Source organism: Enterobacter cloacae complex sp. SYL003, assembly GCF_049236925.1.
GTDB lineage: Bacteria > Pseudomonadota > Gammaproteobacteria > Enterobacterales > Enterobacteriaceae > Enterobacter > Enterobacter intestinihominis.
Genome location: NZ_JBMKJK010000062.1, coordinates 1 through 1,134 on the forward strand (window position 1 = coordinate 1; position 1,134 = coordinate 1,134).

At 59.7% G+C, this 1,134-nt stretch carries 2 protein-coding genes; both read left to right on the plus strand.

The window, feature by feature from the left end; genetic code table 11:
• Positions 1-277 (plus strand): DMT family transporter (locus ACOT1A_RS24560; protein ID WP_017900405.1); only part of this gene is annotated, 277 nt, incomplete at its 5' end.
• Positions 271-1,110 (plus strand): sulfonamide-resistant dihydropteroate synthase Sul1, encoded by an 840-nt coding sequence (sul1, locus tag ACOT1A_RS24565; protein WP_000259031.1) that lies wholly within the window; start codon positions 271-273, stop codon positions 1,108-1,110. The genes ACOT1A_RS24560 and sul1, both read left to right, overlap by 7 nt.
• Positions 1,111-1,134 lie beyond the last annotated feature (24 nt).

Genomic DNA, 1,134 nt, shown 5'->3' on the forward strand with positions numbered 1-1,134 from the left:
CGAGGGCTTTACTAAGCTTGCCCCTTCCGCCGTTGTCATAATCGGTTATGGCATCGCATTTTATTTTCTTTCTCTGGTTCTGAAATCCATCCCTGTCGGTGTTGCTTATGCAGTCTGGTCGGGACTCGGCGTCGTCATAATTACAGCCATTGCCTGGTTGCTTCATGGGCAAAAGCTTGATGCGTGGGGCTTTGTAGGTATGGGGCTCATAATTGCTGCCTTTTTGCTCGCCCGATCCCCATCGTGGAAGTCGCTGCGGAGGCCGACGCCATGGTGACGGTGTTCGGCATTCTGAATCTCACCGAGGACTCCTTCTTCGATGAGAGCCGGCGGCTAGACCCCGCCGGCGCTGTCACCGCGGCGATCGAAATGCTGCGAGTCGGATCAGACGTCGTGGATGTCGGACCGGCCGCCAGCCATCCGGACGCGAGGCCTGTATCGCCGGCCGATGAGATCAGACGTATTGCGCCGCTCTTAGACGCCCTGTCCGATCAGATGCACCGTGTTTCAATCGACAGCTTCCAACCGGAAACCCAGCGCTATGCGCTCAAGCGCGGCGTGGGCTACCTGAACGATATCCAAGGATTTCCTGACCCTGCGCTCTATCCCGATATTGCTGAGGCGGACTGCAGGCTGGTGGTTATGCACTCAGCGCAGCGGGATGGCATCGCCACCCGCACCGGTCACCTTCGACCCGAAGACGCGCTCGACGAGATTGTGCGGTTCTTCGAGGCGCGGGTTTCCGCCTTGCGACGGAGCGGGGTCGCTGCCGACCGGCTCATCCTCGATCCGGGGATGGGATTTTTCTTGAGCCCCGCACCGGAAACATCGCTGCACGTGCTGTCGAACCTTCAAAAGCTGAAGTCGGCGTTGGGGCTTCCGCTATTGGTCTCGGTGTCGCGGAAATCCTTCTTGGGCGCCACCGTTGGCCTTCCTGTAAAGGATCTGGGTCCAGCGAGCCTTGCGGCGGAACTTCACGCGATCGGCAATGGCGCTGACTACGTCCGCACCCACGCGCCTGGAGATCTGCGAAGCGCAATCACCTTCTCGGAAACCCTCGCGAAATTTCGCAGTCGCGACGCCAGAGACCGAGGGTTAGATCATGCCTAGCATTCACCTTCCGGCCGCCCGCTA

What these genes read in the sequence shown, in the direction of transcription:
- sul1 (WP_000259031.1), top strand. Translation starts at nt 271, where the DNA reads ATGGTGACGGTGTTCGGCATTCTGAATCTCACCGAGGACTCCTTCTTC.